The 26,035-nt window shown below is 62.1% G+C and carries 21 protein-coding genes and 1 tRNA gene; 8 read left to right on the top strand and 14 right to left on the bottom strand.

Going from position 1 to position 26,035, the window contains the following annotated elements:
* Positions 1 to 3: 3 nt before the first annotated feature.
* On the bottom strand, positions 4 to 1,404 hold the full coding sequence (gene pdxR / locus AT302_RS08015) for a MocR-like pyridoxine biosynthesis transcription factor PdxR (RefSeq protein WP_058377978.1): 1,401 nt from the start codon (positions 1,402 to 1,404) through the stop codon (positions 4 to 6).
* Between the two features lie 109 nt (positions 1,405 to 1,513).
* Here pdxR and AT302_RS08010 point away from each other — a divergent pair, with 109 nt between their 5' ends.
* Positions 1,514 to 1,993, top strand: a complete 480-nt coding sequence (locus AT302_RS08010; protein ID WP_058377977.1) for a cupin domain-containing protein — start codon at positions 1,514 to 1,516, stop codon at positions 1,991 to 1,993.
* Positions 1,986 to 2,441: a carboxymuconolactone decarboxylase family protein gene (locus tag AT302_RS08005; RefSeq protein WP_058377976.1), complete on the top strand. Its 456-nt coding sequence runs from the start codon at positions 1,986 to 1,988 to the stop codon at positions 2,439 to 2,441. Before AT302_RS08010 ends, AT302_RS08005 begins: the two co-directional genes overlap by 8 nt.
* 85 nt (positions 2,442 to 2,526) lie before the next feature.
* Here the strand turns inward: AT302_RS08005 and AT302_RS08000 are convergent.
* Together AT302_RS08000 and rpoD are read right to left on the bottom strand one after the other, a co-directional pair.
* Positions 2,527 to 2,602 (bottom strand) — tRNA-Ile (locus AT302_RS08000).
* Positions 2,603 to 2,630: 28 nt separating this feature from the next.
* Entirely contained in the window at positions 2,631 to 5,021 is a 2,391-nt protein-coding gene (rpoD, locus tag AT302_RS07995) for an RNA polymerase sigma factor RpoD (RefSeq protein ID WP_084656092.1), read from the bottom strand.
* Between rpoD and AT302_RS28430 the strand changes: the two genes are divergently transcribed.
* Positions 5,005 to 5,328, top strand: a complete 324-nt coding sequence (locus AT302_RS28430; protein ID WP_157125719.1) for a hypothetical protein — start codon at positions 5,005 to 5,007, stop codon at positions 5,326 to 5,328. The two genes, rpoD and AT302_RS28430, sit on opposite strands and share 17 nt — an antisense overlap.
* A gap of 14 nt (positions 5,329 to 5,342) precedes the next feature.
* On the opposite strand, the gene dnaG is transcribed toward AT302_RS28430, so the two are convergent.
* The 3 genes from dnaG to AT302_RS07975 all read right to left on the bottom strand — a co-directional run bounded on the left by dnaG (position 5,343) and on the right by AT302_RS07975 (position 9,289).
* Positions 5,343 to 7,226: a DNA primase gene (gene dnaG / locus AT302_RS07985; RefSeq protein ID WP_058377973.1), complete on the bottom strand. Its 1,884-nt coding sequence runs from the start codon at positions 7,224 to 7,226 to the stop codon at positions 5,343 to 5,345.
* Positions 7,227 to 7,295: 69 nt separating this feature from the next.
* A complete protein-coding gene (locus AT302_RS07980; protein ID WP_058377972.1) occupies positions 7,296 to 7,742 on the bottom strand; it encodes a GatB/YqeY domain-containing protein in 447 nt (148 codons plus the stop codon).
* Between the two features lie 296 nt (positions 7,743 to 8,038).
* Positions 8,039 to 9,289 carry a BaiN/RdsA family NAD(P)/FAD-dependent oxidoreductase gene (locus AT302_RS07975; protein WP_064675188.1) on the bottom strand — a complete coding sequence of 417 codons (1,251 nt, stop codon included), beginning with the start codon at positions 9,287 to 9,289 and terminating at the stop codon, positions 8,039 to 8,041.
* Between the two features lie 90 nt (positions 9,290 to 9,379).
* Here AT302_RS07975 and tsaD point away from each other — a divergent pair, with 90 nt between their 5' ends.
* Positions 9,380 to 10,411 (top strand): tRNA (adenosine(37)-N6)-threonylcarbamoyltransferase complex transferase subunit TsaD, encoded by a 1,032-nt coding sequence (gene tsaD, locus AT302_RS07970; RefSeq protein WP_058377970.1) that lies wholly within the window; start codon positions 9,380 to 9,382, stop codon positions 10,409 to 10,411.
* Positions 10,412 to 10,492: 81 nt separating this feature from the next.
* Here tsaD and folE2 read toward each other — a convergent pair whose 3' ends face one another.
* The 4 genes from folE2 to AT302_RS07950 all read right to left on the bottom strand — a co-directional run bounded on the left by folE2 (position 10,493) and on the right by AT302_RS07950 (position 14,951).
* Entirely contained in the window at positions 10,493 to 11,302 is an 810-nt protein-coding gene (gene folE2 / locus AT302_RS07965; protein WP_058380183.1) for a GTP cyclohydrolase FolE2, read from the bottom strand.
* A gap of 202 nt (positions 11,303 to 11,504) precedes the next feature.
* Positions 11,505 to 13,439, bottom strand: a complete 1,935-nt coding sequence (dxs, locus tag AT302_RS07960) for a 1-deoxy-D-xylulose-5-phosphate synthase (RefSeq protein WP_058377969.1) — start codon at positions 13,437 to 13,439, stop codon at positions 11,505 to 11,507.
* Positions 13,440 to 13,697: 258 nt separating this feature from the next.
* Positions 13,698 to 14,603 carry a polyprenyl synthetase family protein gene (locus AT302_RS07955; protein ID WP_157125918.1) on the bottom strand — a complete coding sequence of 302 codons (906 nt, stop codon included), beginning with the start codon at positions 14,601 to 14,603 and terminating at the stop codon, positions 13,698 to 13,700.
* 81 nt (positions 14,604 to 14,684) lie between these two features.
* Positions 14,685 to 14,951 carry an exodeoxyribonuclease VII small subunit gene (locus AT302_RS07950; RefSeq protein ID WP_058377968.1) on the bottom strand — a complete coding sequence of 89 codons (267 nt, stop codon included), beginning with the start codon at positions 14,949 to 14,951 and terminating at the stop codon, positions 14,685 to 14,687.
* A gap of 229 nt (positions 14,952 to 15,180) precedes the next feature.
* On the opposite strand from AT302_RS07950, the gene AT302_RS07945 reads away from it, so the two are divergent.
* The 3 genes from AT302_RS07945 to AT302_RS07935 all read left to right on the top strand — a co-directional run bounded on the left by AT302_RS07945 (position 15,181) and on the right by AT302_RS07935 (position 18,428).
* Positions 15,181 to 16,296 carry an aromatic ring-hydroxylating oxygenase subunit alpha gene (locus AT302_RS07945; RefSeq protein ID WP_058377967.1) on the top strand — a complete coding sequence of 372 codons (1,116 nt, stop codon included), beginning with the start codon at positions 15,181 to 15,183 and terminating at the stop codon, positions 16,294 to 16,296.
* Between the two features lie 340 nt (positions 16,297 to 16,636).
* Positions 16,637 to 17,491, top strand: coding sequence for a DMT family transporter (locus AT302_RS07940; RefSeq protein ID WP_058377966.1), 855 nt, complete (start codon positions 16,637 to 16,639; stop codon positions 17,489 to 17,491).
* Positions 17,492 to 17,543: 52 nt separating this feature from the next.
* On the top strand, positions 17,544 to 18,428 hold the full coding sequence (locus AT302_RS07935; protein ID WP_058377965.1) for a sulfurtransferase: 885 nt from the start codon (positions 17,544 to 17,546) through the stop codon (positions 18,426 to 18,428).
* Between the two features lie 194 nt (positions 18,429 to 18,622).
* On the opposite strand, the gene AT302_RS07930 is transcribed toward AT302_RS07935, so the two are convergent.
* The 4 genes from AT302_RS07930 to polA form a co-directional block, all read right to left on the bottom strand.
* On the bottom strand, positions 18,623 to 19,471 hold the full coding sequence (locus tag AT302_RS07930; protein ID WP_407668843.1) for a ZIP family metal transporter: 849 nt from the start codon (positions 19,469 to 19,471) through the stop codon (positions 18,623 to 18,625).
* Positions 19,472 to 19,662: 191 nt separating this feature from the next.
* Positions 19,663 to 20,538, bottom strand: a complete 876-nt coding sequence (locus AT302_RS07925; RefSeq protein WP_058377963.1) for a dienelactone hydrolase family protein — start codon at positions 20,536 to 20,538, stop codon at positions 19,663 to 19,665.
* 284 nt (positions 20,539 to 20,822) lie between these two features.
* Positions 20,823 to 22,250, bottom strand: a complete 1,428-nt coding sequence (locus tag AT302_RS07920; RefSeq protein WP_058380181.1) for an NAD(P)/FAD-dependent oxidoreductase — start codon at positions 22,248 to 22,250, stop codon at positions 20,823 to 20,825.
* Between the two features lie 242 nt (positions 22,251 to 22,492).
* Positions 22,493 to 25,231, bottom strand: a complete 2,739-nt coding sequence (gene polA / locus AT302_RS07915; protein ID WP_058377962.1) for a DNA polymerase I — start codon at positions 25,229 to 25,231, stop codon at positions 22,493 to 22,495.
* Between polA and AT302_RS07910 the strand changes: the two genes are divergently transcribed.
* Positions 25,232 to 25,966, top strand: a complete 735-nt coding sequence (locus AT302_RS07910) for an LOG family protein (protein WP_058377961.1) — start codon at positions 25,232 to 25,234, stop codon at positions 25,964 to 25,966. It begins immediately after the preceding gene.
* Positions 25,967 to 26,035: the final 69 nt, after the last annotated feature.

The following is a 26,035-nucleotide window of genomic DNA, read 5'->3' as shown; positions in this document are numbered from 1 at the left end:
AAGTCATCTCAAGCGACGTATGACTTCGGCGAGGCGCGCCGAGGCGCGTGCCAAGTTGGTTTCAGGTGCGGTGGCCACGCCCAGCAAGAGCCCTGACCGGGCGGTCTCGGGCGTCACATACCAAGGCGACAGGGCCGCGGGTCCCAGCCCGTACGTCAGCAACGCGCCCGCCACGTCGACATCCGACACGCCATCGGGCAAGCGAACCAATACGGCAAGGCCGGCGGATACGGTTTCCAATGCGTGCGTCTCAAGAGACTGGAGAAGCGCCGCACGTTGCGCGAAGTATAGACGCTTCAACCGCCGTAGATGCCGCAGATAGTGGCCCTCCGCCATGAACTTGGCGGCGGCGAGCTGCACCGACGGCCAAGGCGCGGGGGCCAGACAGGCGGTGACTTCGGCAAACTTCGAAGCAAGCGGCGGCGGAACGACGACGAACCCCAACCGTAGCGCGGGGCTGATGGTCTTGCTGAACGAGCCGATATGAATGACTCGTTGGCCCCGGTCCAGCGACGCCAGTGCGGGTGCCGCACGGGCGCTCAACTGCAATTCGCTGAGATAGTCGTCTTCAATGATCCATGCGTCGTTTTTCGTCGCCCAGTCCAACAGTTGAAGACGTCGCGCCAACGACAGCGTCGGGCCCAGCGGCGCCTGCTGTCCGGGCGTCACCAGCACCAGCGAAGCCTCGGGTGCGTTGGCAATGCCGTAGGCCACGTCGATTCCCTCGCTGTCGACAGGCACAGCACAGAGTTTGAGATGGGCCAGCGTCAGACCGTGTCTGGCGAACGGGAAGCCCGGATTCTCCACCCACGCCTGTTTTCCCTCCAACCCCAGCACTCTCAGCGCCAGACCCAGCCCGCCGCTGAATCCGCTCGTGACGATGACCTGATCGGGCGAGCATGCGATGCCGCGTGCAAGGCTGACGTACGCCGCGATTTCCCGGCGCAGGTTCGGTTCACCGCGTGGGTCCGGATACACGACGGATGAGTTGGTCTCGGCACGAAGGGCAAATGCGCGCACGTGAGTGAAGAGCTTCGCCGGTAGCGTCTGCTGGGCCGAGACACCCATCTGGAAGATGGCCGGCCCGGCAGTGAGCCCTTCGTAGGTCCGCATAAACGGGCCCGGATCGTAGGCGGTGTCGGGCGTCTTGCGACGAAGCGGCCGCTCCGCCACCCGTGTGCCTGCGGCGCGCGACGCCGTAATGAGTTGCGCGTCCGACAGCCGGTCGTAGGCAAGCCTGACCGTGCCTCTTGCCACGCCGAGCTGTGCGGCGAGGTCGAGCCACGACGGCAAACGCGCCCCCGGCGCCAGCGTGCCACGCTCGATGGCGGCGCTGATCGCCAAACGGATCTGCTCGGACAGTGGCGTTGCCGCAGAGCGGTCGAGTTGAATCTGAAGCGTCATTGGCCCCTCCCGGCAGGGCTGGTGGTACAGCAAGAATGTTGATTCTTGGTGCTTTCTGTTGGCCCAACCCGGCACGAGAATAGCAGAACGCAAACAGGAGAACGCTCTCATGAAATCTCGTTTCATCATCTCGCTCGCCGTAACCGTGGCTGCCGTCGCAGCCAACCTTTCGCTGGCGGCCCCGGCGAGCGCCCATGGCGCACCGAACATCCACAGCAACGGTGAGACCGTTACGCCCAACTTCGCCCATGCGCTGCCGAACGTCCCCGGCAAATCGCTTGAGGCCGTGGTCGTCGACTACGCGCCCGGGGGCGCTTCAGTGCCACATGCGCATGCGAAGTCTGCGTTCATCTACGCTTATGTCGTTTCGGGCGAGATCGAGTCTCAGGTCGACGACGGGCCGAAGCGTGTTTATCGCGCGGGCGAAGCTTTCTTTGAAACCCCGGGCGCCATCCACCGGGTCAGCCGTAATGCCAGCAAGACGAAACCCGCGAAGCTGCTTGCCGTGTTTGTCGTCGATACGCAAGACAAAGACTTGACCACGCCGCTGCCTGCCGCAGGCGCTACGAAGGAGAACTCACATGAGTAAGCGACTCGATTACAACCAAGTCGCGCCCGGGGGGGCGAAAGCGCTCGGTGGCGTGTACAGCTACGTCACGCAATCGAGCTTGCCGCCGGTACTCGTCGAGCTGGTGTATTTGCGTGTTTCGCAGATCAACAACTGCGCGTTCTGCCTCGACATGCACACGCGAGACCTGCTGAAGAAAGGGGTGAACGTGGAAAAGCTCGCGCTGGTGCAGGCATGGCGGGAAGCTGGCCATCTGTTCGACGCCCGCGAGCGTGCGGCACTGTCGTGGGCCGAATCAGTCACGCTCGTCGCTCAAACGGGCGTGCCGGATGCTCAGTATGCCGAAGCACGTGAAGTGTTCGATGCGCGTGAGTTGGTCGACCTGACGATCGCCATCAGTCTAATGAACGCGTACAACCGCATGGCCATCAGCTTTCGCAATGCGCCTCAGGCGGCCGTGGATTGCTGAGGCATGTTGAGTCCCGCCGGTAGGTAGGACGGACTTGAAAAACAAAAAGCCCCTGACGTCACCGTCAGGGGCTTTCTTACTTCTTTGGTAGGCCGTGCTGGGTTCGAACCAGCGACCAAGGGATTATGAGTCCCCTGCTCTAACCGCTGAGCTAACGGCCCTTAACTACCGGCGCTCGCTCAGCAGCAATCAATTGCCTTCGAGGAACGACTTGAGCTTGTCGGAGCGGCTCGGGTGACGCAGCTTGCGCAGCGCCTTGGCCTCAATCTGACGAATACGCTCACGCGTCACGTCGAACTGCTTGCCCACTTCCTCGAGCGTGTGATCCGTGCTCATCTCGATACCGAAGCGCATGCGCAGCACCTTGGCCTCGCGCGGCGTCAACGAATCAAGCACGTCCTTCACGACGTCGCGCATACTACCATGCAATGCCGCATCCGCAGGCGCCACCGTGCCGGTATCTTCGATGAAATCGCCCAAGTGCGAATCGTCGTCGTCACCGATCGGCGTCTCCATGGAGATCGGTTCTTTCGCGATCTTCATGATCTTGCGGATCTTGTCTTCCGGCATTTCCATCTTCTCGGCCAGCGTTGCCGGATCCGGCTCAACACCGGTTTCCTGCAAGATCTGACGCGAAATCCGGTTCATCTTGTTGATCGTTTCGATCATGTGCACCGGAATACGGATGGTACGGGCCTGGTCAGCAATCGAGCGCGTAATGGCCTGACGAATCCACCACGTGGCATACGTCGAGAACTTGTAACCGCGACGGTATTCGAACTTGTCCACCGCCTTCATCAGGCCAATGTTGCCTTCCTGAATCAGATCCAGGAATTGCAGACCACGGTTCGTGTACTTCTTCGCGATCGAAATCACCAGACGCAAGTTTGCCTCGGTCATTTCACGCTTGGCCTTGCGCGCACGACGCTCGCCTTCCGACATCTTGCGGTTGACGTCCTTCAACTCCGCCAACGGCAACACCACACGCGCCTGAAGGTCGATCAGCTTCTGCTGAAGTTCCTGCACGGCCGGCACGTTACGCTCGACCACAGTGCTGTAAGCCTTGTTGTCGGCCACGACCGTGTAAATCCAGTCGAGATTCGTTTCGTTGCCCGGGAAGCGAGCCACGAAATCGGCGCGCGGCATGCCGCACTTGTCGACCACGATGTACAGAATCGCGCGCTCAACGTTACGCACTTCGTCCACTTGCGAGCGCAGCGTGTCGCACAGACGCTCGACCGTACGCGCCGTGAAGCGAATCGTCATCAGTTCGGCCTGGATGGCTTCGCCAGCCTTCACGTACGGCTTCGACTGATAACCTTCCTTCTCGAACGCACGGCGCATCTTGCCGAACCAATCGGCAATCGCAGCGAACTTGGCCAGCGAGTCACGCTTGAGCTGCTCGACCTGCGCTGCCGAAGCACCGCCGCCGCTGCTGCTGTCGTCTTCCTCGTCAGCCTCTTCCTCGGCTTCCTCTTCTTCTTCCGCGTCAGCGTCGAAGTCTTCGTCGTCAGAGGCCGCAGCCGCCGCCGCAACGGCGTCTGCATTCGGATCGATCAGGCCATCGACCACTTCGTCAATGCGCATTTCTTCACGCTCGACCTTTTCGGCCATCGCCAGAATTTCGGCGATCGTCGTCGGGCACGCAGAAATGGCCTGCACCATGTGCTTCAGGCCTTCTTCAATACGCTTGGCGATCTCGATTTCGCCCTCGCGCGTCAGCAGCTCGACCGTGCCCATTTCGCGCATGTACATGCGCACCGGGTCCGTCGTGCGGCCAAACTCGGAGTCAACGGTCGACAGGGCTGCCTCAGCCTCTTCCTCGACTTCGTCGTCCGAAGCAGCGTTCGGTGCATTGTCGTTGAGCAACAGCGTTTCGGCATCAGGCGCTTGCTCATACACAGCAATACCCATGTCGTTGAACGTGCCGATCACGCCCTCAAGCGCCTCGCTCTCAACCAGCTCGTCCGGCAAGTGGTCGTTGATTTCGGCGAAGGTCAGGAAGCCACGCTCCTTACCCAGCTTGATCAGCGCCTTCAGTTTGCCGCGACGTTCCTCAAGTTCCTCCGCCGTACCGGGCTGGTGCGAGGAAAATGCGTCCTTGAGCAGTGCTTTCTCTTTTGCCCGGCGATCTCGCGCCTTCTGCTTTTCCACTTTGGTCTGATCTTCGTTCACGGGTTGATCGTTAGTATTCGCTGCGACGTTCTGCGCATCCGGAGCGGGAGTCTTCGCGGCTCTGCCACGCGTCTTGGGGACGCGCAACGCAACTTCTGCCGTCGTGACGACTTCCACAACTTCGGATTTGCGGGAGGCACCGGTCTTGCTGGGTGGTGCCTGCGTCGCAGGTGTACTGCGGCCCGCCGAGGTCGCTGCCTTGGCGGTGGTTGCGCTCTTCGCGCTTTTTTCAGCGGGTTGTCGGGCCTGCGGTTTCTCGCCGGCCGTCGCCTTCGGGCTTGTCGCCGCCTTCGTCGCCTTGACGGGCGGCGTTGACTTCACCGTGGGCCTGGCTGCTGGCTTGGCCAATTTCGCAGCCCCCACCCCTGCGGCGGTCGCACTCTTTCGCGTGGTGACATCGGTCACCTTCGCAGCCGTCTTGCCGGTCGTCTTTGATTTTGCGCCGGCGGCTGCCTTATCTTGCGTAGTACGTTTCGCCGAACTTGCCTGGCTGGCTGTCTTCTTCGTGGCTTGCGATACCTTTGTGGCCTTTACTGCAACGCCAGCCTCCGCAGAGCGAGACGCCCCCTTCCCACCAGATGCCGCCGCCGCGCTTGTCGCGCGCTTTGCCTTCGGTGCAGGGATAACCGTCTTTTTTCCGCTGGTCGTTGTCATCTTTGCCATAGCGATCTCGCTTGCCAGAAAACAGCCCACTGAAAACCTTCTATTGTAGCACGCTGACTTACCTCAACTTCGCGTGCCCCCTGTGCCGACCGGAGCCAGCAGCCGCTTCAGTTCGTCGCGTTGCCGCGACACCGCCTGAGCGTGGCGGATTTCATCGGGCGTCAGTGACGTCCGCTTGAAAATCGTTTCGAGTTCGCTGCACAGACTTTCGTACTGCATGCGCCGGATCGCGCTACGCAGCTCGGTCAAGCGCAACGACACTTGTTCCTCTCGACGTTCGACCTGCTCCTCGTCGGCAGGGTCGAACAGCATCAAATCGCGGGCATTCTCCTCGAACGAGAGAATTTCCCGGATGATGTCATCAAAACTGGCCCAATTCGGCGAAGCTCGCAGACGATCGTGCAGATATCGGAATTCAGCCTGCGCGCCCAACTCACGGCAATGTCCGAGCACTTCCGCGAAGATCTCCGCGTGCTGGGTGACATCCGCCAATATCTTGGTCTCTTCCTCAGTCAGTTCGTTTCCAAGCGCCGGAAACATCAGCAGGTTCTGCAAGGCACGGTGCTCGGTACCTACGACGCGTCGTTTTTCGCGCTTGGCAGGTGCTTTATCCCAAGCATTAGCGCGGCGCGCGGCACTCACCTGCAATTCGCACAATTCCGCGACTTCCTCGACGGAATTGCCGACGCGCTCGGCCAACGCATGCAAAATCTGTCCGCGCAATGCGTTCGCGGGAAGCTGCTGCAACAGGGGCTTCGCCTCAAAGAGTGCCCGTGCGCGGCCTTCCGGCTGCTGCATATCTTTGCCCGACGTGACCTCACCGATCAGGAACTGCGACAACGGCATGGCGCGCGAGACTTCACCCGCAAACGCGTCAGCCCCGTATTCGCGCACATAGCTGTCCGGATCGTGTTCGGTCGGCAAGAACAAAAACTTGAAACTCCGGTTGTCGTCGGCATGCGGCAGGCAAGCCTCAAGTGCACGTCGCGCCGCACGGCGGCCAGCAGCATCGCCGTCGAAGCTGAACACCACCGTCTCGGTCTGGCGCAGCAGCTTTTGCACATGCATGGGCGTACACGCCGTTCCCAGCGTCGCTACCGCCTGGGGAAAGCCCAATTGCGCCAGCGCCACCACGTCCATATAGCCTTCGACCACAAGCACGTAGCCCGCGTCGCGAATACCCACGCGCGCCTCGAACAGGCCGTACAACTCACTGCCCTTGCTGAAGAGCGGCGTCTCCGGCGAATTCAGATATTTCGGCTCACCCTTGTCCAGCACACGTCCGCCAAAGGCGATGACCTGGCCCTTCGTGTTCCGGATCGGGAACATGATCCGATCGCGAAAACGGTCGTAACGGCGCTTGGTGCTGCCCGGCTCGCCCTTGTCGCTCTCGATCACCAGCCCGGCTTCGAGCAACTGGTCGTCGCGGTAATCCTGGAACGCCGCCTCAAGGTTCTGCCAGCCCTCCGGGGCGTACCCCAGACCAAAATGGGCGGCAATTTCCCCCGTCAGGCCACGTCCCTTCAAATAGTCGATCGCCGTACGTGCGCCACGCAATTGCTTGCGGTAGTAGTCACACGCACGCGTCATAACATCCACCAGACCAAGCGTCTGAGCCCGCTGCTGCGCCGCAGGGGGCGCCCCCGGCAGCGGCGTCTCGCGGGGGACATCGAGCCCGACATTGCGGGCCAACTCCTCAACCGCCTCGACAAAACCAAGGCCGGCATGCTCCATCAGGAAGCTGATCGCGCTGCCGTGCGCGCCGCACCCGAAGCAGTGATAGAACTGCTTGGTCGGACTCACCGTAAATGAGGGCGACTTCTCATTATGAAAGGGACAAAGTCCCATGAAGTTCGCCCCACCTTTCTTCAACTGCACGTAACGACCCACCACCTCGACAATGTCGACGCGGTTGAGCAAGTCCTGCAAGAACGACTGGGGAATCACTGGATAGATGCCATCGCAACGCGGTCGCGAACCATCGCAAAAGCGACGGCGCCAGACCGCATATCCGGATTACGCGGCCAGCGCAGCCTTGACCTGCGCGGACACGGCCGTCATGTCGGCACGCCCGGCCAGTTGGCCCTTGAGCACGCCCATCACCTTGCCCATGTCCTGCGGACCCGCCGCGCCGGTCTGCGCCACAGCAGCCTTAACGGCCTGTGCCACGTCTTCTGCCGAGAGTTGCTGCGGCATATAGACCTGAAGCACCTCGATTTCGGCGGCTTCCTTGTCGGCCAGATCGGTTCGGCCGGCGGCCTGGAACTGGCTGACGGAATCCTTGCGTTGCTTGATGAGTTTGTCGATCACGGTCACGACCGCCGTGTCGTCGAGCGAGATGCGCTCGTCGACTTCCTTCTGTTTGATCGCGGCGAGCAGCAAGCGGATGGTCCCCAGTTTTTCGGCGGCTTTGGCACGCATGGCCGTCTTCATGTCTTCGGTAATGCGTTCTTTCAGACTCATGAGCTGGGATTCCGGAATTCGAATACGTTTCAGTGTAGTGCATGCCGCCCCAAAGAAAAGGACGGCCCGCAAGGCTTGGCACACACCGCCTGCGGCCGCGGCCAATACGCTGGCGCTGACCTCAAACAGTGGCAAAGAACACAAAAACCCGCTTGGAAGACAATTCACAAGCGGGCTCGATGGAGACGCAGATGCCGCACGTCGGCGGCATCGGAACGGGTTCGACGGACGATCTGACTGTCGGAAAGCGCCGTCTCCACGAAGGAGAGAGCGTATCACGGCGACCCAGGGGCCGTCTACGACAGGGCGTCGCCCCCGGCGGAGGCCACCCGCACGCTTTCCGACATCGCCTGCGCACAAGCGACGGCCGACGCCCAAGCCCATTGGAAGTTGTACCCCCCCAGCCAGCCGGTCACGTCGACGACTTCGCCGATGAAGTGCAAGCCGGGCTGCGCCCGTGCCTCCAGCGTGGCCGACGACAGCGCCCGCGTGTCCACGCCGCCGCGCGTGACTTCCGCCTTGCGCCACCCTTCCGAGCCGCACGGCTTGAGCGTCCACCCGGAAAATGCCTCCGCGAGCGAGCGCAGCGCCTTGTCCGACAACTCCTGCACCCGCGCCTGCGGCGAAAGCCCGCTATTGGCCACCCACGCATCGGCCAGCCGTGCCGGCACCCACTGTGCGAGCAGATTGGCGAGTTGGCGCTTCGACGTCGCTTTCGCCTCGAAAAGCGCCGACTCGATGTCGGTCGCAGGTGCCAGATTTAGCGTAATGGGCTGCCCCGGCGTCCAGAAGCTGGAGATTTGCAGGATCGCCGGCCCGGACAACCCTCGGTGCGTAAACAGCAGATCTTCCACGAAACTGCCCGCTTCTTTGCCCTTCCCCGTGCTGACGTCCACTTCGAGCGAAAGCCCGGACAGGCCGGCAAACGGCGCCCACGTGGCGGCGTCGAACACCAGCGGCACCAGCGCCGGACGCGGCTCGATGACATCCAGACCGAACTGACGGGCGATGCGATAGCCCCAATCGGTTGCCCCGATCTTGGGGATCGAGAGACCACCTGTCGCGATCACAAGGCGTTTTGCAGCGATATGACCCGCATCTGTCGTCAAGTGGTACGGATGAGCCCCACCCGCCTCGGTATACGCGACCGTATGCACCGAACAAGGCATGCGCCGGTGCACATGCCCCGCCGCACACTCCTTGCGGAGCATTTCGATGATGTCCTCGGCGCTTTCGTCGCAAAACAGCTGCCCGCGATGCTTCTCGTGCCACGCGATGCGGTGACGTTTGAGTAGATCCAGAAAGTCACGCGGCGTATAGCGCGCCAGGGCCGAACGGCAGAAACGGGGATTGTCCGACAGATAATTGGCCGGCCCCGCGTTGATATTGGTGAAATTGCAGCGCCCGCCGCCCGAGATACGGATCTTCTCCGCCAGACGCGTCGCATGATCGATGAGGACGACGCGCAGCCCGAGTTGCCCGGCCGCGGCCGCGCACATCAGGCCGGCAGCACCGGCACCCACAATCGCTACATCGAACTTTTCCATGGCGCGCATTGTAACCGGCGGGCGTCGGGGGTGACTGGTATACTTCTCGGTTCCCCTTTTTGACAGACGCCGCGCGCCTCTCCTCCCGCCATGCTGGTTCTAGGCATTGAAAGCTCCTGCGACGAAACCGGACTCGCCCTTTACGACACCGAGGCCGGTCTGTTGTCGCACGCCCTGCATTCGCAGATCGCCATGCATCGCGAATACGGCGGCGTCGTGCCCGAACTGGCGTCGCGTGACCATATCCGTCGCGCGCTGCCACTGGCCGAAGAGGTGCTCGCCCAAGCCGGCAAGCCGCTTAGCGCCGTCGATGCCATCGCCTACACCCAAGGCCCCGGCTTGGCGGGTGCACTGCTGGTCGGCGCGAGCGTGGCAAATGCGCTGGCGTTTGCGCTCGATCGGCCGGTCGTTGGCGTCCACCATCTGGAAGGCCACCTGCTTTCGCCGTTGCTGGCTCCAGACGCGCCCGGCTTCCCGTTCGTCGCGTTGCTCGTCTCGGGCGGTCACACGCAATTGATGGAAGTGCGCGCGTTTGGGCAGTACGCCATGCTCGGCGAAACGCTTGACGACGCCGCCGGCGAAGCCTTCGACAAGACGGCCAAACTGCTCGGCCTCGGCTATCCGGGCGGCCCCGCCGTTTCGCGGCTGGCCGAATTCGGCACCCCCGGGCGTTTTGACCTGCCCCGCCCGATGAAACACTCGGGCAATCTCGACTTCAGCTTCAGCGGCCTGAAAACCGCGGTACTCACCCAAGTGCGCAAACTTGACGGCAACGTCTGCGAGCAAGAGAAGTCGGACCTCGCGCGCGGTTTCGTCGATGCCATTGTGGATGTGCTGGTCGCCAAGTCGATGGCAGCACTCAAGCAGACCGGCATGAAAACACTGGTGGTCGCCGGTGGTGTCGGTGCGAACAAGCAGTTGCGCGAGGGACTGAACGAAGCCGCCAAGCGACGCGGTTATCGCGTGCACTACCCCGATCTGGCGTTTTGCACCGATAACGGCGCGATGATCGCGTTTGCCGGGGCGATGCGCCTCAAGCACTGGCCGGACGAAGCCGACAGCGAATACGCTTACACCGTGCGCCCGCGCTGGGATCTGGCCGATATCGTGCGCACCGCCTGATCCACCTCAGTTCGCCCGGCAAGTGCCCAAAGAAAAACCGCTCCGAAGAGCGGTTTTTTTATGGCTTTCGATCCGAGCGGCTTATGCCGTCACGCGCTTATCGCGCTCGATCACGGCATAGGCGCTGTGATTGTGGATCGACTCGAAGTTCTCTGCCTGAAGTACATACGCCACGACGCGCGGCTCGTTGTTCAGACGCGTCGCCACGTCACGCACGAGATCTTCCACGAACTTCGGATTTTCGTAAGCACGCTCGGTCACGAACTTCTCGTCCGGACGCTTGAGCAGCCCCCACAGTTCGCAGGAGGCTTCTTCTTCGGCCATGCGCACCAGATCTTCCACGGCGATGTCACCGGAAAGTTCGGCATCGATCGTGATGTGCGAACGCTGGTTGTGCGCGCCGTATTGCGAAATCTTCTTCGAGCACGGGCACAGGCTCGTCACCGGCACCAGCACCTTGAGCCAGATGCGCGACACGCCGTTGCGCACGTCACCCGTGAGCGTCACCTCGTAGTCCATCAGACTCTGCACGCCGGACACCGGCGCCGTCTTGTTGATGAAATACGGGAACGTCACTTCGATGCGACCGGCTTCGGCTTCCAGTTTGACGAGCATGCTGTCGAGCATCGCGCGAAATGCCGCCAGATCGAGCGGCGCGCGATTTTCTTCGAGCAGCGCGACAAAACGCGACATGTGCGTGCCCTTCTGATCGGCGGGCAGATGCACATCGAGATTGAACAGGCCGACGCTCGCCTGCACGTCACCGCCGGCCAGACGCACCGACAGCGGGTGACGCACACCGCGCACACCGACGCGCTGAATCGGGATCTGCCGGGTATCGACGCTGCTCTGCACGTCCGGCATTACGAAAGCGGGGTTCATCTGGTTCATCAATTCATCCTTCTGTGCCGGCAAGCCGACTTGGGGGGAGGCAATGGGCAAACGCATTCCGATGCCGGGCTCGCGAGCCGCTGGCGAGAGTCATCGGGAACGTGCCGGAGAGCCCCGGCACGGGATGTGGGAAGCGCTTCTCAAAAACAAAACGATCCGGCGCGAAAGCCGGATCGTTCAGGTATGGCTAACGACCGACCAATCAGGCGACGAGCTTTGTCGTCACCTCGTCCGATGCCTTCGATGTCTTCGATCCCTCGGTCGCGTCTTGCGACGTGAGATCGAATCGCTCGTTGATCGACTTCGCGATACCCGCAGCGTCGAGGCCAACCGAAGCCAGCAGCAGCGCGGGGTCGCCATGATCGATGAAGCGATCGGGCAGGCCCAATTGTAGTACGGGGCGAGTAACCCCACCGGTGAGCAGGGATTCCGCGACGGCCGAGCCTGCGCCGCCCATGATGCTGCCCTCTTCCACCGTCACGAGATAGTCGTGCGTTTGCGCCAGACGTGCGATCAACTCGTCGTCGATCGGCTTGACGAAGCGCATGTCGGCCACCGTCGCGTCCAGTTGTTCTGCCGCCTTCAATGCCGGTGCGACCATGCTGCCGAACGCGAGAATCGCGACACGGCGACCCGCTTCGGCCTGCCCCTCACGACGCACCACGCCCTTACCGATCGGCAGGGCCGTCATCGTCTGCTCGATCGCGGCGCCCGTGCCTGCACCACGCGGATAGCGCACTGCCGACGGACCATCGATTTGCACACCCGTGTACAGCATCTGGCGGCACTCGTTTTCATCCGACGGCGCCATCACCACCATGTTCGGAATACAACGCATGAAGGCGATGTCGTACGCGCCTGCATGCGTCGCACCGTCAGCACCCACCAGACCAGAGCGGTCCAGCGCGAACACCACCGGCAGGTTTTGCAGCGCGACGTCGTGAATCAGTTGATCGTAGCCACGTTGCAGGAACGTCGAGTAGATCGCGACCACCGGCTTGAGGCCTTCGGTCGCCATGCCGCCCGCGAACGTCACCGCGTGCTGCTCGGCGATACCGACGTCGTAGTAACGCTCCGGGAAGCGTTTTTCGAACTCGACCATGCCCGAGCCTTCACGCATGGCCGGCGTGATACCGACGACGCGCTTGTCTGCGGCAGCCATGTCGCACAGCCAGTCGCCGAACACTTGCGTGTACGTCTTCTTGCTGCTCGTGCTCGGCTTGATGCCCTCGGCCGGATTGAACTTGCCCGGGCCGTGATACAGCACCGGATCGGCTTCCGCCAGCTTGTAGCCATAGCCCTTGCGCGTCACCACGTGCAGGAACTGCGGCCCCTTCAGATTCTTGATGTTTTCGAGCGTCGGGATCAGCGAATCGAGGTCGTGACCATCGATCGGGCCGATGTAATTGAAGCCGAACTCTTCGAACATCGTGGCCGGCACGACCATGCCCTTGGCATGCTCTTCGAACTTGCGGGCCAACTCCAACACCGGCGGCGCCACGCTCAGCACCTTCTCCACGCCCTTCTTCGCAGCCGCATAAAAACGACCCGACATGAGGCGGGCGAGGTAGCGGTTGAGCGCGCCGACCGGCGGGGAAATCGACATGTCGTTGTCGTTCAGGATGACCAGCAGCGGCACGTCTTCGTGCACACCCGCGTTGTTCATCGCTTCGAACGCCATGCCGGCAGTCATCGCGCCATCACCGATCACGGCGATGCCGAAACGGTGCTCGCCCTTGGTACGTGCGCCGAGCGCCATACCGAGTGCGGCCGAGATCGACGTGCTGGAGTGCGCCGTGCCGAACGTGTCGTAAGGCGATTCGTCACGCTTCGGGAAGCCGGAGATGCCGCCCAACTGGCGCAGCGTGCCCATATCCCCGCGTCGACCGGTCAGGATCTTGTGCGGGTAGCTCTGATGGCCCACGTCCCAGACGATGCGATCTTCCGGCGTGTTGAACACGTAGTGCAACGCAATCGTCAACTCGACCGTGCCGAGATTGGACGACAGGTGCCCGCCCGTGCGCGACACACTCTCGAGCACGAAAGCGCGCAGCTCTTCGGCCAACGGTGCCAGTTGGCGACGCTCCAGACGCCGCAATGCGGCCGGGTCATCGATGGTATTTAGCAGTTCGTACATCGTCGTTCCATATATAGGCGTATTGTCGGGCAGCACCCCCTGAGCGCTGTCGCCGATGTCCTGCCGGTGCGTTCTGTGGGGAGACCGCGCCGACCCTCCTTGCCCTTGCTTGTCACTACCGCAGACGGTTCCGGGTCCCGTAATCCTCAGCCGAAATCGCCTCTAAATCTGTTCACTTGTTTCTTGAGCAGCGTTTCGCTACTTCTGATAGTTAGCAGACGTTACCGCCTGAAGGCGGATGATCCACCCCACCAACTATCAGTTGATACGATCGACCACGTAATCGGCCAGCGCGCGAAGACGCTCGGCGTTACCCAGCGATTCACTGGCTTTGTGGGCATCGGCGCGCAACTTCTCGGCGTAGCCACGTGCCCCATCAAGCCCCATCAGCGACACGTAAGTCGGCTTGTCGTTGGCGGCATCCTTGCCAGCCGTCTTGCCGAGCGTGGCCGAATCGGCCGTCGCGTCGAGAATATCGTCCACCACCTGGAATGCCAATCCGACCGCCGCCGCATAAGCGTCGAGTGCCGCGCTTTCGTCATCCGACAGTGCGCGGCCGCAGATCGCGCCCATACGCAGCGAAGCTCGCAGCAACGCGCCGGTCTTCAGGCGATGCATGTTTTCGAGTTGCGACTGGGTGAGCTTGATGCCGACGCTCTCCAGATCGATGGCTTGACCACCCGCCATGCCGAGCGCGCCCGAGGCGACTGCCAGTTCACGCACCAGCGCGAGCGATTGTGCTGCGCTCAGGTCCGAGGTCGCTTCACCGAGCAACGCGAACGCCTGCGTTTGCAGTCCGTCGCCCGCCAGCAAGCCGGTGGCTTCGTCATATTGCACGTGTACCGTCGGCTTGCCGCGACGCAGATCGTCGTCGTCCATGCACGGCAGATCGTCGTGCACGAGCGAGTAAGCGTGAATCATTTCCACCGCGCTGGCCGCCCGGTCGAGCGCCGCTTCGCTGGCCTGCGTCACTTCACCGGCAGCAAAGCAAAGCAGCGGACGCACACGCTTGCCGCCACCGAGTACTGCGTAACGCATTGCGTCGTTCAGCCGTGCCGAGCCGCCATCGGCGGACTTGGGCAACGCGGCGTCGAGCGCCTGTTCTACACGAGCCTGCACAGCCTGCATCCAGGCCTTGATATTCTGATCCGCCATCGTCTTCATCCTGCACGTACCGGTCCGGCCGTGCGTGTTATGGGTCGCCATGCGGCGTAACTCGATCGCCTCGAACGCCTCGAACGCCTTTTATTCGTCGCGGTCTGCGTCGAGCGGCTTCAATGTTTCGCCCTCGAGCACCTTGACCTGCTGCTCAACCTTTTCGAGCAAACCCTGGCAATATTTCACCAAGGCCGCGCCACGCCGGTATGCCCCCAGCGATTCCTCCAGACCCAGCTCGCCCCCTTCCATCCGGCCGACGAGCTGTTCGAGCTCGACGAGTGCGGCTTCATAGGTTTCGGGCAGGTCTTGCGGCACCTCAGGTGCCACGTCTTGCGACTTTGCAGTCTTGGCCATAAACGCAAAATTCGGGTCGAATGTTCCATTTTACGGCAAAAGCGTCCCGGCTCGCAGAGCGCGAATCGCTTCAAAAGCGCAAGTGACGACATTTTTCGGACAATATTTAACGCAAATCATGGACTTAGCGGCCGCTTGACGCGCATACCGGGTATAATCATCGGTTCCCCTAAATCGATTTTTCGATGGTTGGGTTGTTCACTGCTTTCCAAGCTCGACGGGAGTGGGAATGTCCAATCTAAGCAGCGCATTGCAACTGAAACCGGCCTCGAGCCAATTGCCGGTCTACACGTACTTCGACGAGGCCCTCCTGGCCCGCGAGCGTGAAGTCCTTTTCCAGCATGGTCCCCGCTACGTGGGCCATGAATTGATGATCCCGGAAGCCGGCGATTACTTCGCCCTCCCGGCCGAGCAGGAAGGCCGCATGCTGGTCCGCAACGGTGCGGGCGAGCACGGCGGCATCGAACTGCTCTCCAACGTCTGCCGCCATCGCCAGGCGGTCATGCTCAATGGCCGTGGCAACGCGCGCAACATCGTGTGCCCGCTTCACCGCTGGACTTACGACACGAAGGGCGAACTGCTCGGCGCGCCGCATTTCCCGGAAAAGCCCTGCCTGAACCTCGGCAAGTTCCCGCTGCAACGCTGGAACGGCTTGTTGTTCGAGGCAGAAGGCCGCGACGTGCAGGTCGATCTTTCGCGCCTCGGCGTGAAGCACCATCTCGACTTCTCGAACTTCATGTTCGATCACGTCGAAGTGCACGAATGTAACTACAACTGGAAGACGTTCATCGAGGTTTATCTCGAGGACTATCACGTCGTGCCGTTCCACCCCGGGCTGGGCAGCTTCGTCTCGTGCGAAGACCTGAGCTGGGAGTTCGGCGACTGGTACAGCGTGCAAACGGTTGGCGTGCATGAAGGTCTCGGCAAGCCGGGCAGCCCGATCTATCGCCAATGGCACGACGTGCTGCTGCGCTACCGCGAAGGTGTACCGCCGGACTTCGGCGCGATCTGGATGGTGTATTACCCCCATCTGATGATCGAGTGGTATCCGCACGTGCTGGTCGTGTCGTGGCTGATTCCGCGTGGCCCGCAGAAGACGACGAACATCGTCGAATTCTATTACCCCGAGGAAATCGCCCTCTTCGAGCGCGAATTCATCGAAGCGGAACGGGCGGCGTACATGGAAACCGCACGCGAGGACGACGAGATCGCCGAGCGCATGGATGCCGGACGCCGCGCGTTGTACGAACGCGGCGTATCTGAAGTCGGCCCGTACCAAAGTCCGATGGAAGACGGCATGCAGCACTTCCATGAGTTCCTGCGGCGCCAGATGGGTGATTTTTGAGTCATTGCCCACAAAATCTCATCTGATGAGACAGCGGTGTCGTACCCGCGAGACTGAATTAAATATTTGCCGAAATAAGTGAAGACGGCGGGCCAAGTGCCCGCCGTTTTCGTTAGAATCGTCGCCATGCTTTCGATAGATACCGGGCGACGAAGGCATCAGGAGACGCAGAGCTCTGAGGAGACAACCGCACGCCAGCACGGCTATCACCACGGCCGCATGACTTCTGCATCGCTCCCCTCGGCCTCGCCTGCCTGTCTTTCCCTGCGCCATCTGGTCAGTTACGCGCAGATACGCTCCCGATAGCTCCTCATCGCCGATCCATCGGCCACAATTCGCCATGCAATCGCTCTGGATGTTGGTCTCCGCCTTCATGTTCACGTTGATGGGGCTCTGCATCAAGCTGGCGGCAAACGAATACAACACCGGCGAAATCGTTCTTTACCGCAGCCTGATCGGTGTCATCGTGCTGTTGGTCATCGCCGGGATACGTGGTCAGACAATCAGCACGCGCCACTTCGGCTCCCACGTCAAACGCAGTACCGCCGGCGTAATCTCGCTCGGGCTCTGGTTCTATTCGCTCACCCAATTGCCGCTCTCGACGGCCATGACGCTCAACTACATGTCGCCCATCTGGATCTCGCTGATCGTGATGGCGACGGCGGCCATGCGCGGCAGTCTGCGCACCGATTTCCGGCTGGTAGCCGCCATCTTTGCGGGATTTGTCGGCGTCGCGCTGTTGTTGCAACCAACGGTCGACAGTCAGGCATGGGGCGGCGGGGTTGCCGGCGTGATCTCGGGCATGTTCTCCGCCATCGCCTATATGCAGGTAAAGGATTTGGGTGCGGCTGGCGAACCGGACTGGCGCATCGTCTTCTACTTCTCCGCCGGGGGCGTTCTGCTCGGGTTGGGCTGGGTGGCCATCGAGGGCATGCACCCCCTGACATGGCGCGGTACCGGCCTGATGCTCGCCATCGGCGTCGCCGCGTTGATTGCGCAAACCGCGCTCACACGGGCGTTCAGCCTCGGCAACACGTTGGTCACCGCGAATCTGCAATATTCCGGCGTAATCTTCGCTACACTGATCAGCATGCTTGTCTGGGACGATTGGCCCGCGCTGGCTGGCTGGATCGGCATGCTGCTCATCGTGGCGAGTGGCATGACCGCGCTGCGCCGGCCTACGACCACCTCCTGAGGGGTCGTCGCGGCTTCGCCCGCCTTCCCCCACGCCCGCCTGCGGAGACGTCATGGTTCACACCCACTTCACCACGCTCATCAGCCCGCAAAATCTCGACGCCCTGATGCAAACAGCCGCCGGTGGCGGTGCCCCGGTGATCATCTTCGATTGCCGCTTCGATCTCGCCAACCCCGCGGCCGGCGAAGCCGCCTACGTCGAAGGGCACATCTTCGGTGCGTTTTACGCGCATCTCGAACGCGACCTGTCCGGCAAGCCGACGGGCAAGAACGGCCGTCACCCCCTGCCCGATCGCGACACGCTGATGCGCCATCTGGCTGCGTGCGGCTTGTCGAAGGGTCAGCAGGTTGTCGCGTATGACGCACAGGGCGGCATGTACGCCGCCCGTCTCTGGTGGCTGTTGCGCTGGCTGGGCCACGAGTCGGTGGCCGTGCTCGACGGCGGCCTGCAAGCGTGGGAAAGCGCCGGCTTCAAGCTCGACGCGGCCCCGCCGGAAGCGCCGCCCGAAGGCGACTTCACGCCGGGCGAGCCGCTGGCCACCACCGCCGACGCGGCTGCCATCGAGCGCAATCTCAGTTCGCACGAGCGTTTGGTGATCGACGCCCGCGCACCCGACCGTTATCGCGGTGAGAACGAAACAATCGACCCGATCGGCGGCCATATCCCGGGCGCGGCGAACCGATTCTTCAAAGACAACCTCGGCGCGGACGGCCGGTTCAAGTCTGCCGCGACCCTGCGTGAGGAATTCATTCAGGTCATCGGCAAGGACCGCCAGCCCGAGCGCGTGATTTCGCAGTGCGGCTCAGGCGTCACCGCCTGCCATAACCTGCTCGCGATGGAAGTCGCCGGTCTGCACGGGGCCAGCCTGTACCCGGGATCGTGGAGCGAATGGTGCGCTGACAAGCGCCGCCCCGTGTCGACGGGCGCGCAACCCTGAGTCGGGTGATGTTGTTACCGGCTCAGCGTTGGTGAGTACAGGAATAAAAAGAGCATCCCTCGGGATGCTCTTTTTACTTTGCGGGACACTGCAATGATCATTAGAAACCCGTGTGACCGTGAAGGCCGCAACGACGATCTCCCGCCTACCGCCTTCGTCACCTTGATCTAGGTGCTTCGCGTCCCGCCAGGCAGTTACTGCCCCGCCGACTTCCCGGTGTCGTGACCACCGACCAATGCCAGCGCACTGCCGCCGCCGTCGTGGTCGTGCCCGTGACCATGCTCATGGTCGTGACCGTTGAGCCAGACCACCAGCGCCAGCCCCACCGCAATTAGCAGGATCTGCGGCAAGGCGTCCCGCGGCGACGTGCGGCGCTGCATTTGCGGCATCAGATCCGACACCGCGATATAGATGAAGCTGCTTGCCGCCAAGGCCAGCAGATACGGAATCAGACTCTGCAAGCGGTCGAGCATGAAGTAGCCGAGAACGCCACCCGCCAACGCCGTCAAACTCGATGCCAGCGTGAGCACCAGCGCCTTGCGACGCTTGAACCCTGCGTTGAGCAGCACCATGAAGTCGCCCAGCTTATGCGCCACCTCGTGCACGGTGATCGACACGGTGGCGGCGACACCCAGCCTCGGATCGGTCAGAAACGCAGCCGCAATCACCACGCCATCGGCGAAATTGTGAATCGCACTGCCCACGAGGATCATCCAGCCGCCCTTGCCCGCCTCATGCGCGTCGTGCCCGTGCTCGTGATGATGCCCGTCGCCTTCGTGATGGTGGCTGTGACGCAGCAGCGCGAGCTTCTCTAGCAAGAAGAACCCAAGCAAGCCGCCCAGTAGCCAGCGCGTGATGATGTGGGCATCGACGTGCGACTCCAGACTCTCGGGCAGCAGATGCAGCAACGCCGTGCCAAGCAGCACGCCCGCCGAGAAGCTGACCATCTTGTCGATAAGCCGCGACAGCAAGCCCAGCGAGAGCGAGGCCGCACCGGCGAGACTCAGCACGCCCGAGGCAAGCGTGGCGATGAAAATGAAAATGAGCGTGGCGTCGATGGTGGTTCTCCCGCAGGCAAGCCGGCGATTTAACCAGCTTTTCCGCTGGCAGGCAAACCATCGTCCCTACGCGCCCCGACGGTTTGCCCTGCATAGTGCTTGGTACAGCCTCGTATGGCTTGATATGGCTCGGTATGGCTTGATGTGACTTAGGATGGCCCGGCGTGCAAGGCCGATCAGGCGACACCGTGCTTACGGAACCATTCGAGCGCCTTCGCCCAGCCCGCCTTGGCATCGGCTTCCACATAGCTGGCGCGGTAGTCGGCGAAGAACGCGTGGCCCGAGTTCGGGAACACCACCAGCTCCGAGGCCTTCGACGCCGCGTTGCCCTTGGCAAGGGCTGCGCGCGCCTGCTCGACGCTGGCCACCGGAATGCCGGTGTCCTTACCGCCGTACATACCAAGCAACGGCGCATGAAGCTGGCCGGCAATGTCGATCGGGTTGCGCGGGAAGCTGGCGCTCGGGTCACCCACGATCCGCCCATACCACGCAACGGCGGCTTTCACGTTCGGGTTGTAGGCGTCGTACAGCCAGGTAATGCGGCCACCCCAGCAGAAGCCCGTGATCCCCAGACGCTTCTCGTCGCCGCCATTGGCCACCGCCCACTTCACCGTGGCGTCGATGTCGGTCAACACTTGCTGATCGGGCGTCTTGGAGACGATTTGCGACTGGATCTCGGCGATGGTGCCCAGCGATTGCGGATCACCGGCACGCGCAAACAATTCCGGGGCCAGCGCGAGGTAGCCCAGCTTGGCAAAGCGGCGGCAGATGTCGGCAATGTGCTGGTGCACCCCGAAGATCTCCGAGACCACGATGATCGTCGGCAGATGCGTCTTGCCCGCCGGCTTGGCGTAGTACACCGGCATCTTGATGCCCGGCACGTCGAGCATGACCTCGCCCGCGTCGAGCCCCTGAGTGTCGGTGGTAATGGTTTCGGCCGCCACCGGCAGCACCGCCAGTGCGAACGCCGACCCGACGGCCGTCTTCAGAAAATCGCGCCGGTTACGGGGCGCCACTTCGGGCACGAGACTATCCAGATCTGCTTGCGACATGTCGCACTCCAGGAGAAGAGCAGTGGGTAAAGAAAAGAAAACGGAGGAAAACGAGGGGAACCGAAGAAAAACGATTGAACAGCCCGGAATGGCCCTGAACAGTCGCTCCGCGCCATTGATTCCGGGCGCGACAGTACGTTCGGATATTACTAGAAAGCGTGCAGAACTTGCACTCGGAGAGAACCTCGCCAGCACTCGGAAGTGTCTGAATTTTGAACAAGAATCTGGCGAGGCAGCGGCGACGATGCGGCCACACGGGGCCACATCTGCCGCGATGGACAACGTTAGTGGAGCTTCACGCGCGGCACGGTCGAGCGACGCAAGCGATTGGCCACGGTGTCGAGCATCATGCGCCACACGCCGTGCAGCGCCGCCACGTGCATGCGATAGAGCGACGTGTACATCACCCGCGCGAACAAGCCCTCGATGAACATGCTGCCGCCGATGAGCCCGCCCATCAGGTTGCCCACCGCGCTGAACTTGCCCAACGAGACGAGCGAGCCGAAGTCACGATAGGTGAACGTCGGCAGGCTCTGCCCCTTCAGCCGGGCATCGATCGCCTTGACCAGAAAGCTCGCCTGCTGGTGAGCGGCCTGTGCGCGGGGCGGCACGAAGCCGTGATCCGGCCACGCACAACTGGCGCAGTCGCCGAACGCGAAGATATCCGGATCGGTCACGCTTTGCAGCGTCGGCTGCACTTCGATCTGATTCAGGCGGTTGACTGCAAGCCCCAGCGTGCCAAGCACGGCGGGTGCCGTGATGCCCGCCGACCACACGGTGATATCCGCAGGCAGCACTCTGCCAGCCGTGGTCGTCACTTCGTTCGGACGCACTTCTGCGACCGAATCGCCACACAGAATGTCGACATCGAGCTTGCCGAGCAGGCCGGCCACTGCGCTCGACACACGCTCCGGCAACGCCTTGAGAATGCGCGGACTCGATTCGATGATCGTGATGCGTACGTCCTTACGCGGATCGAGCTTCAGGCCGTACGAGCGCAGCACTTCAGCGGTGTTGCGCAGTTCCGCTGAAAGCTCCACGCCGGTCGCCCCCGCGCCCACGATCACCAGATTGACCTTGCGGCGGTCCTCGGCGCTGATGGCATTGCTCGCGATGCTGGGCGCACTCAACAACGCCCCCGTAGCCGCCCCGGGCGACCCCACCTCGGCAGGCGGTGTCACGGCCGCAGCCTCGGCAACCACCGGCACCACCGGCGATTGCGCCGCATTCTGGGCACGCACGCATGCCGCCATCAAGCGGCGGCGGAAGCGCTCCGCCTGTTCGACGGTATCGAGTGCGATGGTGTTTTCCTGCGCGCCCTTCACGCCAAAGAAGTTGGTCGTGCTGCCGATGGCGAGCACCAGCGTGTCGTAGGGCAGCGTACGCTCGGGCAGCAAATCGCCCTCGCCTTCGTCGGCTGCGGCAGGAAGCGCGGCAAGCCGGATCGTTTTCGCCGCACGATCGAGACCGATCATCTCGCCGGCAGCGAATTCGAAGTGATGCCAGTTGGCTTGCGCAACGTACGAGAGCTGATGCGTCGCCGTGTCCATCACGCCGGCTGCGACTTCATGCAGCAGGGGTTTCCAGATGTGCGACATCGAACGATCGACCAACGTAATCTGAACGTCCTTGCCACGCCCGTACTTGTCGCCCAACCGGGTAACAAGCTCCAGACCGCCGGCACCACCGCCGACCACCACAATACGATGCACACTCACGATAACTCCCCGTGCTTGGAAAACCGTCCGGCCGGTCGGCACTTGTCCGCCCGGCAATAGCGATCACCTTACCGCAGAGTGCGGTCATAGGGTATGGCTCAATCCCTATTTCCGCTATTGCGCAACCGTTGCAAACCCCTACCGGCCCCATTGCAGCGCTCATGTTGAGCCCGTGCAAACGCCTTCAAACGCCCTGCAAAACCGATTCAAAAACCGTTCAAAACTCGCGCAAAGAATCAGTGAGCCTGCTCCCAGTTCTCACCCACGCCCACCTCGGCCACCAGCGGTACGCGCAGCTTCGCCACGCCGCACATCAGCTCCGGCAAGCGCTTTTTGACTTCTGCCAGTTCGTGATCCGGGACTTCGAGCACCAGTTCATCGTGCACCTGCATGATCTGACGCGTTTGCAAGCCGCTATCGTCGAGCCAGCGCTGCACGGCAATCATCGAGAGCTTGATCAGGTCGGCCGCGGTGCCTTGCATCGGCGCGTTAATTGCCGCGCGCTCAGCCGCCTGACGGCGCGGCCCGTTGCCGCCATTGATATCGGGCAGCCACAAGCGGCGACCGAATACCGTTTCGACGAAACCGCGCGCCTTGGCGCTCTTGCGCGTCTCGTCCATGTAGCGCGCCACGCCCGGATAGCGCATGAAGTAGCGGTCGATGTATTGCTTGGCCGCATCGCGCTCGATACCGAGGTTGGCCGCGAGACCGAACGCGCTCATGCCGTAGATCAGGCCGAAATTGATCACCTTGGCGTAGCGGCGCTGCTCCGACGACACTTCGAGCGGCGTTACCGCGAAGATTTCGGCCGCCGTGGCACGGTGAATGTCCTCGCCATTGGCGAACGCACGCAGCAGACTCTCGTCGCCCGAGATATGCGCCATGATGCGCAACTCGATCTGCGAATAATCCGCCGACACCAGTTGGCTGCCCGGCGGCGCAATGAACGCCTCGCGAATGCGGCGCCCTTCGGCGGTGCGCACCGGAATGTTCTGCAAATTCGGATCGTTCGATGCGAGCCGGCCGGTGATGGCCACCGCCTGCGCGTAGTTCGTGTGCACGCGCCCGGTGTTCGGGTTCACCATCTTCGGCAGCTTGTCGGTGTATGTCGACTTGAGCTTGGCGAGGCCCCGGTTCTCCAGCAGCACCTTCGGCAGCGGATAGTCTTCGGCGAGCTTCTGCAAGACCTCTTCGTCGGTCGACGGTGCGCCGCTGGCAGTCTTCTTGACGACAGGCAATTGCAGTTGCGTGAAGAAGATATCGGCGATCTGCTTGGGCGAATTCAGATTGAACGTCTGGCCCGCCAGCGCGTAGGCCTCGGTTTCAAGCGTGACCAGGCGTCGACCGATCTCCTCGCTCTGCGCCGCGAGCTTTGCCGTATCCACCAGCACGCCATTGCGCTCGATGCGTTGCAGCACGCGTGCGGTCGGCATTTCGATATCGGCGTAGACGAAGTCGAGCGTCGATTCGCGCGCCAGATCCGGGTACAACGCGCGGTGCAAACGCAGGGTGATGTCGGCGTCTTCGGCGGCGTATTGCGTTGCCTGCTCCACGCTGACTTCATCGAAACCGATCTGCTTCGCGCCCTTGCCGCACACGTCTTCGTACTTGATCGTCGTCACCCCCAGATGGCGCGACGCGAGGCTATCCATATCGTGGCTGCGATGCGATTCCAGCACGTACGATTCGAGCAACGTGTCGTGGGCAATACCGTTCAGATGGATGTCGTAGTTCTCGAGCACATGGGCGTCGTACTTGAGGTTCTGCCCGACCTTCTTGTGCGCGGGGTCTTCGAGCCACCCTTTGAGACGTGCGAGCACTTCGTCGCGCGGCAGTTGTTCGACTTCGCCCGGTGCGCGGTGAGCGACGGGAATATAAGCAGCACGGCCCGGCTCGGTCGAGAACGACAAGCCAACCAACTGTGCCTGCATCGCGTCAAGCGAGGTGGTTTCCGTATCGAACGCGGTGAGTTCGGCGGCTTCGATAATCTTCATCCACGCATCGAACTGCTCCCATGTGAGCACCGCTTCGTAGTGGCGCTCAAGGGTATCGGCTTGAGGTGCGGGCGCATCCTCACCGGCCTTCACGGCGACGGCCGCCTCGGCCTCGCGCAGCAGCGTCTTGAAGCCATGGCGTGCGAAGAAATCGCGCAGCGTCGCCGTGTCTTCCGGCTGGGTTTGCAAGCTGGCTTCAATCGAAGTCACTTGCGGCGTGAGATCGCAATCGAGCGCGACCGTCACGAGCTTGCGGCCCATCGGCAGCCAGTCGAGCGCGCGGCGCAGGTTCTCGCCGACGGCGCCCTTCACTTCTGCCGCGTTCGCCACGAGATTGTCGAGGTCGCCGTACTGTGTGAGCCACTTCACGGCTGTTTTCGGGCCGCACTTGTCGACGCCCGGCACGTTATCGACGGTATCGCCGACCAGCGTCAGGTAGTCGACGATGCGCGCGGGCGGCACGCCGAACTTGGCTTCGACCGCCGGGGCGTCGAGCGTCTCGTTGGTCATCGTGTTCACGAGCGTGACGCGATCGTTCACCAACTGCGCAAGATCCTTGTCGCCGGTGGACACCACCACGCGCATGCCGAGTTCGGAGGCGCGTTTGGCCAGCGTGCCGATCACGTCGTCGGCTTCCACGCCGTCGATCATGAGCAGCGGCCAGCCCATGGCTCGCACCGCTTCGTGAATCGGTTCAATCTGGACGCGCAGGTCGTCGGGCATCGACGGACGGTTCGCCTTGTACTCGGGGTACCAGTCATCGCGAAACGTCTTGCCCTTGGCGTCGAAAACGCAGGCGCTATACTCTGCATGTACATCTTTACGCATGCGACGCAGCATGTTGACGATGCCGTGGAGCGCGCCCGTGGGCTCGCCATTGGGGCCGCGCAAATCCGGCAGGGCGTGATAGGCTCGATAAAGATAACTCGAACCATCGACCAATAAGAGCGTCTTACCTTCCAGACTTTGCTGTTCCGACATATGACCAAGAGAAGAAAAGTGATACCGAGTCTGCGCATGCTGGCAGACCATGAGCGCGCCACAGCCAAGAAGGCGCGCGCGTCGTGGCAGATGTTCACGATTATGGCAGAGTTCATTGAGGCGACCGAGTACCTGTCCGAGATCCGGCCCGCCGTGAGCATCTACGGCAGCGCGCGCATCAAACCCAAGTCGCCGTTCTACAAACTGACGATGACCATCGCCCGCAAGTTCTCCGACAGCGGCTTTGCGGTGATCTCCGGCGGCGGCCCCGGCATCATGGAGGCCGCCAACAAGGGTGCGCATGGCGGCGCCTCGCCGACGGTGGGCCTGAACATCGAGCTGCCGCACGAACAAAAGGGCAATCAGTATCAGGACATCTCGCTGCGTTTTCGGCACTTCTTCACGCGCAAAGTCACGTTCGTGAAGAACTCGGATGCCTTCATCATCATGCCGGGTGGCTTCGGCACGCTTGACGAGTTGTCCGAAGTGCTCACGCTCATCCAGACGCAGAAATCGCGCCACGTGCCGGTGATTCTGGTCGGCACGGAGTTCTGGAAAGGGCTGCTCGATTGGGTGCGCTCGACGATGCTGCCGATGGGCCTCATCGGCGAGAAGGATCTCGATCTGGTACAGGTCATCGACGATCCTGACGAGATTCTCAAGGCCGTGTTCGACTTCTACGACGGACACATCGAGCCCGAGACCGAGACGAGCGAGAAGATGTTCTATCTGTAACGCTTTCCCGAAAGCTTCAATGCTTCAAAAGAAAACGGCGCCGCAAGGCGCCGTTTCTCATTCTGCCGA

Source organism: Pandoraea norimbergensis (assembly GCF_001465545.3).
Taxonomy (GTDB): Bacteria; Pseudomonadota; Gammaproteobacteria; order Burkholderiales; family Burkholderiaceae; genus Pandoraea; species Pandoraea norimbergensis.
Note: the sequence above shows the minus strand (reverse complement) of the source record. Positions and strands in the feature narration are given on the sequence as shown.